Origin of the sequence: Geminicoccus sp. (assembly GCF_035556675.1) — a bacterium.
Lineage (GTDB): Bacteria > Pseudomonadota > Alphaproteobacteria > Geminicoccales > Geminicoccaceae > Geminicoccus.
Map to the genome: position 1 here is coordinate 33,602 of NZ_DATMFZ010000368.1, position 6,489 is coordinate 40,090.

General features: G+C 69.5%; 6 protein-coding genes. 5 read left to right on the forward strand and 1 reads right to left on the reverse strand.

What is annotated here, in order from left to right; translation table 11 throughout:
- The first annotated feature begins 326 nt into the window (after positions 1-326).
- Both VNS22_RS26095 and VNS22_RS26100 read left to right on the forward strand, forming a co-directional pair.
- Positions 327-782 carry an NUDIX hydrolase gene (locus VNS22_RS26095; RefSeq protein ID WP_325737769.1) on the forward strand — a complete coding sequence of 152 codons (456 nt, stop codon included), beginning with the start codon at positions 327-329 and terminating at the stop codon, positions 780-782.
- Positions 783-839: 57 nt separating this feature from the next.
- Entirely contained in the window at positions 840-2,264 is a 1,425-nt protein-coding gene (locus tag VNS22_RS26100; RefSeq protein ID WP_325737770.1) for a DHA2 family efflux MFS transporter permease subunit, read from the forward strand.
- On the opposite strand, the gene VNS22_RS26105 is transcribed toward VNS22_RS26100, so the two are convergent.
- Complete coding sequence (locus tag VNS22_RS26105; protein WP_325737772.1) at positions 2,250-3,206, reverse strand: LysR family transcriptional regulator; 957 nt, start codon at positions 3,204-3,206, stop codon at positions 2,250-2,252. The two genes, VNS22_RS26100 and VNS22_RS26105, sit on opposite strands and share 15 nt — an antisense overlap.
- A 156-nt stretch (positions 3,207-3,362) precedes the next feature.
- Between VNS22_RS26105 and VNS22_RS26110 the strand changes: the two genes are divergently transcribed.
- From VNS22_RS26110 to VNS22_RS26120, 3 genes are all read left to right on the forward strand, one after another.
- On the forward strand, positions 3,363-4,763 hold the full coding sequence (locus VNS22_RS26110; protein WP_325737774.1) for an amidase: 1,401 nt from the start codon (positions 3,363-3,365) through the stop codon (positions 4,761-4,763).
- Positions 4,764-4,793: 30 nt separating this feature from the next.
- Positions 4,794-6,089 carry an ABC transporter substrate-binding protein gene (locus VNS22_RS26115; RefSeq protein ID WP_325737776.1) on the forward strand — a complete coding sequence of 432 codons (1,296 nt, stop codon included), beginning with the start codon at positions 4,794-4,796 and terminating at the stop codon, positions 6,087-6,089.
- Positions 6,090-6,105: 16 nt separating this feature from the next.
- Positions 6,106-6,489, forward strand: a 384-nt coding sequence (locus tag VNS22_RS26120) for an ATP-binding cassette domain-containing protein (protein ID WP_325737778.1), incomplete at its 3' end; no start/stop codon positions are given.

Below are 6,489 nucleotides of genomic sequence, written 5' to 3' on the forward strand. Positions count from 1 at the left end.
CTTCAGCCACTGTCGGTTGTCATCGACCTGTCGCGAGGCGCCAGACGAGGAACACGGCTCCGCTCCGTCCGCTGCCACCCGTGTAGTCGCGTCCGAGAAAGTGGTGAGCTGTAGGATGTAGTTCCGGCCGGGTTCGACTGGCCGCGAACTGCGAGCCCGCGTGATCGGGCGCGTGACGGAACCGGACAGGGTGGCGGAATGTCGTCCGATTGCCACGGGTGAGCGGGCAGCGCGCCCTGCGGCTGCCCCCGGTCTGGAAGATGCGCCGGAGACTCACTATCTTATGAGTTGAATTGCCTGAGTTATCTGGAAAGGACGGGAGATCGGTGCGGATTCAGTATGGTGCGGTGCCGGTCGCCGTTCATGATGGCGAGCTCATGATCATGCTGGTGACCTCGCGTGGCGCTGGCCGCTGGATCATTCCCAAGGGCCGGCCGGAGAAGGGCGTGGCACCGCACAAGCTGGCGGCGCGCGAGGCGTTCGAGGAGGCGGGGCTGCTCGGGCAGATCGACCGTCGGCCCCTCGGCCGCTACCGCGACCTGAAGCGCCGCGCCGACGGCAACGCCATCGAGTACGAGATCGAGGTCTTCCGCCTGGACGTCCTGCGCGAGCTGTCCGAATGGCCGGAGAAGGGCCAGCGTGAGCGGCGCTGGTACTCGCTCGACGAGGCAGTGGCCAGGGCGGAGCCGGATGGGCTCGCGAACATCCTGGCGGATCTTCGGACGTGCCTGGAGCACGAGGCCGCACTATCTACCAGCCGGGCTCCTTCCGCGGCAGCGTGACCGCGGCAGCACGAGGCGCCCTTTCGGGGTGCTGTGCCCCGCTGGAGGTGGCAGGGCTTGTCGGGCAATGCACGACAGCGTTTGGTGATCGTCGTGGTGGCGGCGGCGCTGTTCATGGAAAATCTGGACAGCACCGTCCTGGTGACGGCGCTACCGACGATCGCGGCGGACTTCGGCACCGACCCGGTCAATCTGAAGCTGGCGCTCACCACCTATCTGGTCAGCCTCGCCGTGTGCGTGCCGGCCAGCGGCTGGATCGCCGACCGGTTCGGGGCGCGGCGGGTGTTCACGCTCGCGATCGTGCTGTTCTGCACCGCCTCGCTCTTATGCAGCCTGGCCGGCAGCGTGCCGGAGCTGGTGGCTGGTCGTGCCCTGCAGGGCGTAGGCGGTGCGCTGATGGTGCCGGTCGGCCGCCTCGTCATCCTGCGCCTGGTGCCCAAGCACGAGCTGGTGGGGGCCATGGCGTGGTTCACCATGCCGGCCCTGATCGGCCCGCTGCTGGGCCCGCCAGTGGGCGGCTTCATCGTCACGGTCGCCGACTGGCGCTGGATCTTCTGGATCAACCTCCCGGTCGGCGCCCTGGCGCTGGTGGCGGCCTGGTTCCTGATGCCCAGGATCGCCGCCCGGGACGTACCCCGCTTCGACCTGCGGGGCTTCGTCCTGCTGGCGGTCTGCCTAGCCTCGGTGGTGGCGGCCGAGGCCTTCTTCGGCACGGGCGACCGGCCGCTGCTCCTGGCGGGCCTCCTGGCGCTGACGGGCCTCGTCACCGGCTGGCTCTATGTCCGCCACGCACTGCGCAGTGCCCGGCCGCTGCTCGACCTCCGGCTCCTGCGGATCGACACCTTCCGCGCCGGCATGCTGGGCGGGTTCCTGTTCCGGGCCGGGGCCGGGGCCACGCCGTTCCTCTTGCCCCTGCTCCTGCAGCTGGCGCTGGGCCTGGACCCGCTCACCAGCGGGCTCACCACCTTCGCCACGGCATTCGGCGCCTTCCTGATGAAGCCGCTGGCCCGGCCGGTGCTGGACCGGTTCGGCTTCCGCCAGGTCCTGATCGTGAATGTCGGGATCAGCGCGGCCCTGCTGGTGGCACCGATCCTGTTTGGCCATGGCACGCCTTGGCTGGTGATGGTCGGCGTGCTGGTCCTGGCCGGACTCACCCGGTCGCTGCAGTTCACCTCGCTCAACACGCTGGCGATGGCCGACCTGGCCGACGAGCGGCAGAGCCAGGGGACCAGCACCGCCAGCGTGGTCCAGCAGGTTTCCGCCTCCATGGGCGTGACGATCGCGGCGGTGTCGCTGGACCTGGCCCGCTGGCTGCATGGCGCCGGGGAGCTGGGCGTCGCCGAGTTCCGGTTCGCCTTCCTGTGCGCCGGCCTGGTCGCGCTGTCCGCCCTGCCGGTGTTCCTAGCCCTTCCCGCCGATGCCGGGGCAGCGCTGGTGCGTGGCGGCATCCGCGGCCCCAACTCCGGTTCACGACCGAAGTAGCGAGCCCTCGCGCCCGGGCAGGGTGACCGCGAAGTTGCGCGGCCCCATTTCGGCGAAGAAGCGCTGGATGAGGTCGATCAGGCGGCGGACGAAGCGCGGCTTGTGGGCGCCGTAGATGTCCATGACCATGAGGGTCGGCACCGGCAGCTCGTCCAGGATCGGCCGGCGCACCAGGCCGCGCCCATCCGGCGAGGAACTGGACAGGGGCCGCATGTTGAGGACCGAGACGCCCAGGCCTGCCGCCACCGCGCTGCGCACAGTCTCATAGGTCCGGGTGCGCATCTGCACCCTCGGCTGGCGGCCGTAGAGCTCGAACACCGCCAGCAGGAAGTGCGAGGTGTGCGGCAGGTCGAGCAGGACCAGTGGCCGCTCGGCCAAGTCCATGATGCGGACGGCTGGCAGGGTCGCCAGTGGGTCGCTGGCCGGCAGGATCGCGTGGGTGGGCACGCCGCAGATCGGCGTGCAGCTCGCGGCAAAGCTCGGCCCGATGTCGTAGGCCACGGCCACGTCGACCATGCCGGCCGCCAGCCAGTCGTGCATCTCGGACTGGTTGCCGCCCATCAGCGACACTTCCACCGGTCCGACCTCGTCCAGGTAGCGGCGCACCACGCTGGTCATGAACAAGGGCCCGAACGGCTCGAAGCAGCCGATCCGCACCGTAGGCGGGGTGCCCTCGGCCAGCACGTCGATCGCGCGGACGAACTCCGCCTGGGCGGCGAGCAGCCCGCGTGCGGCGTGGAGGAACCGCTCGCCCACCGGCGTGACGGTGACGCCCCGGGCCGGGCGGCGATCGAACACCGCACCGCCGGCTGCCTCCTCCGCCCGCTCGATCGCGGCCAGGATCGAGGACTGCGAGATGGCGAGGCTGCGGGCGGCGGCCTGGATGCTGCCGAGCCTCGCGACCTCGGCGACATATCGGATCTGGCGGAGGCTGAGGCGCATGCCTTCGTCCTGGGCAGGCTCGCCGGGATGATCGCGGCCCGGGCAGATTCTGCCAGGAAATGTACAAGAACAATCTCAATTATACATTTTGTAGGGCAACGCGAAGTCGCTACCGTCCCCCCACACAAGAACGACAGGGACCGGAACCGGATGACGATGCCACGCGACCCCCTCGCCGGGGCCAGCGACCTCTGCCGGATGAGCGCTGCCGAACTGGCTGCCGGCTATGCCAAGGGCACCTTCTCCCCGGTCGACGTAGCGAAGGCCACCCTGGAGCGCGCCGAGGCGATCCAGCCCGAGCTCAACGCGTTCGCCCGGATCGACCATGAGGGTGCCCTGGCCCAGGCCAGGGAGTCGGAGCGGCGCTGGCGGGAAAAGGCGCCTTTGTCCGAGGTGGACGGCGTGCCGGCGACCATCAAGGACATCGTCTGGATGAAGGACCAGGCGGTGCGCTACGGCACGGTGTCGGTGCCGGCGGTCGAGGCCACCGAGGATGCGCCGTCGGTGGCGCGGATGCGCGCGGCGGGCCTGGTCTTCCTGGGCCTCACCACCACGCCGGAGTTCGGCTGGAAGGCGCTCACCGACAGTCCCGGCTTCGGCGTCACCCGCAATCCGCACCGGCCGGACGTCACGCCCGGCGGCTCCAGCGGCGGGGCGGCGGTGGCGGCGGCCGTGGGTGCCGGGGTGTTTCACCTGGGCACCGATGGCGGCGGCTCCATCCGGATCCCCTCGACCTTCACCGGCATCGTCGGGCTCAAGCCGAGCTTCGGCCGGGTGGCGGCCTATCCGGCGAGCCCGTTCGGCACGGTCGCCCATATCGGGCCGATGACAAGGACGGTGGCGGATGCACGAGCGATGCTGGCGGCCATGGCCGGGCCCGACCCGCGTGACTGGTACCAGCAGCCGGGCGCCTTCCCGAGCCTGACCGCGGCGGCCGAGAAGATCGCAGGCCTGAAGGTCGGCTACTGGAGCAAGCCGCCGTCCGGCAGCGTCCATCCGGAGGTGGCGGCGCGCATCGACCAGGTGGTGCAGGCGCTGGCAGCGGCGGGTGCGGAGGTCAAGCCGTTCGACCTGCCGGACGAGGACCTCCATGCGGTGTTCCAGACCTTGTGGTTCTCCGGTGCCGCGGCCAGGCGCGAGATGGTGCCAGCGGAAGGCCGGGCGAAGCACGATCCCGGCTTCCAGGCGATCGCGGAGGCGGGGCTGAAGATCCCGGCCGCCGAGTTCATCCGCGCCAGCAGCGTGCGCGCGGCGTTCGGTGCCGCCATGGATGCGGCGCTCACCCGGTTCGACGTGCTGGTCTCGCCAGGGGCGGCGATCCCGGCCTTCACCGCCGGGCTGGAAGTGCCGGAAGGCTCGGGCCTCGGCCGTTGGACCGAATGGGCCGGCTTCAGCTACCCGATCAACCTGACCCAGCAGCCGGCGGCGGTGATCCCGGCGGGCAAGACCGGGGACGGGCTGCCGATCGGGCTGCAGATCGTGGGTGCGCGCGGCCAGGACGGGCGGGTGCTGGCCGTGGCCGAGGCCTTCGAGGCGGCGGGAATCGCGAGGGGCTGATCCGTAGCAAGCGTTTCAGGGGGGAACGTCATGACGAACCGGCGTGCGTTGTTGAAGGGCTCGGCGGCACTGGGCGGTGCCGCGATGATGCTGGCCTCGATCAACCGGGAGGCGCGCGCCGAGGGCGATCCCATCCCGATCGGCTCGGCCCTGCCGCTGTCGGGTTATGCCGCCGCCGACGGCATCGAGTTCAAGAATGGGCTGGAGCTCGCCGCGGAGGAGATCAACGCGGCGGGCGGCATCCTGGGTCGGCCGATCGAGCTGCATATCGAGGACACCAAGGACATGGGGGCGGACGTCGTCACCCAGGCCATGCAGCGGCTGATCGACCGCCACGAGGTGCCGGCGATCATCAACGGCTACAACACCGGCACCAACATGGTGGAGATGGACGTCGCCGCCGACAACGACATCATCTTCAACCACTACAACACGCTGATCTCGCACAACGAGAAGTTCAAGAGCGACCCGGAGCGCTACTACAGCTGCTTCCAGGGCGACCCGCCGGAATACTACTACGGTCCCGGCTGCCTCCTGTTCCTGAGGAACCTGATCGAGACGGGGCAGTGGCAGGCCCCGAACAACAAGATCGCGATCGTGCCTTCGGCGAACGAGTACTCGATCGTCATCGCCAATGCGGTGAAGGCGCAGGCGGAGGAGTACGGCTTCACGGTCAGCCTGTTCGAGACCGTGCCGTTCCCGACCAACCAGTGGGGCCCGACGCTCGCCAAGCTGCGCCAGGACCCGCCGGCCGCGATCATCGTCACCCACTTCCTGCCGCAGGACCTGGCCCAGTTCATGGTCCAGTTCCAGACCCAGCCGATCGACGCGCTGGTCTACATGCAGTACGGCCCGTCGCTGCCGGCCTTCCGGGAGATCGGCAAGGAGGCCGTCAACGGCGTGATCTACTCGACCCTGGTGGGCTGCCTGCCGGACGAGTTCTCCGCCGCCTACCGCCAGAAGTACCGTGAGAAGTTCGGGCCGAACGCGGCCTACATCACCGGCTCGCAGACCTATGACGGGTTGTGGCACTACGCACTGTCCGCCGCGATCGCGGGTGGTCCGGGCGAGCCCTTCGACCGTGAGCAGATCGAGAAGGTCGCGGCTGCCATGCGCCGGCTGATCTATCGCGGCATGAACGGCATCTATCGCTGCGATCCCGAGGGCCAGTCCGGCTACTGCTACCCGACCCAGATCTCCGATCCGTCGCTCGGCATGCCGCACCAGTTCCTGCAGCACCAGGACCACACCACCGACCCGAAGCTGATCGCACCGGCGCTCTACGCCACCGACCAGTTCGTGCTGCCGCCCTGGATCAAGGCCTGATCCGGGCTGTCCGCCGATGACCGGCCCGGATTCTGCCCTGCTCGTCTGCGAGGGGGTGAGCAAGCATTACGGCTCGCTGAAGGCCGTGGACGGGCTGTCGCTTTCGGTTCGGCCGGGCGAGGTGCTGGGCATCGGCGGGCCGAACGGGGCCGGCAAGACCACGCTGTTCGACGTGATCACCGGGATCGCACCGGCCACGCATGGCCGGGTGCTGGTGCAGGGCGTGGACGTCACCCGGGCATTGCCGGACCGGATCTGTCAGATGGGACTGGTGCGGACCTTCCAGCTCAATGCCGCCTTCGACAGCTTGAGCGTGCGGGACAACATCCAGCTCGCCGCCTATTTCGGCAAGGCGCGGCGCGGGCTTCCGGGCTTCCGGTTCGGGCCGGGGGCACTCCGG

Bases quoted from the DNA above. Each gene is read 5' to 3' on its own strand.
- VNS22_RS26105 (WP_325737772.1), bottom strand. From the start codon at position 3,206: ATGCGCCTCAGCCTCCGCCAGATCCGATATGTCGCCGAGGTCGCGAGG.
- VNS22_RS26110 (WP_325737774.1), top strand. From the start codon at position 3,363: ATGCCACGCGACCCCCTCGCCGGGGCCAGCGACCTCTGCCGGATGAGC.
- VNS22_RS26115 (WP_325737776.1), top strand. From the start codon at position 4,794: ATGACGAACCGGCGTGCGTTGTTGAAGGGCTCGGCGGCACTGGGCGGT.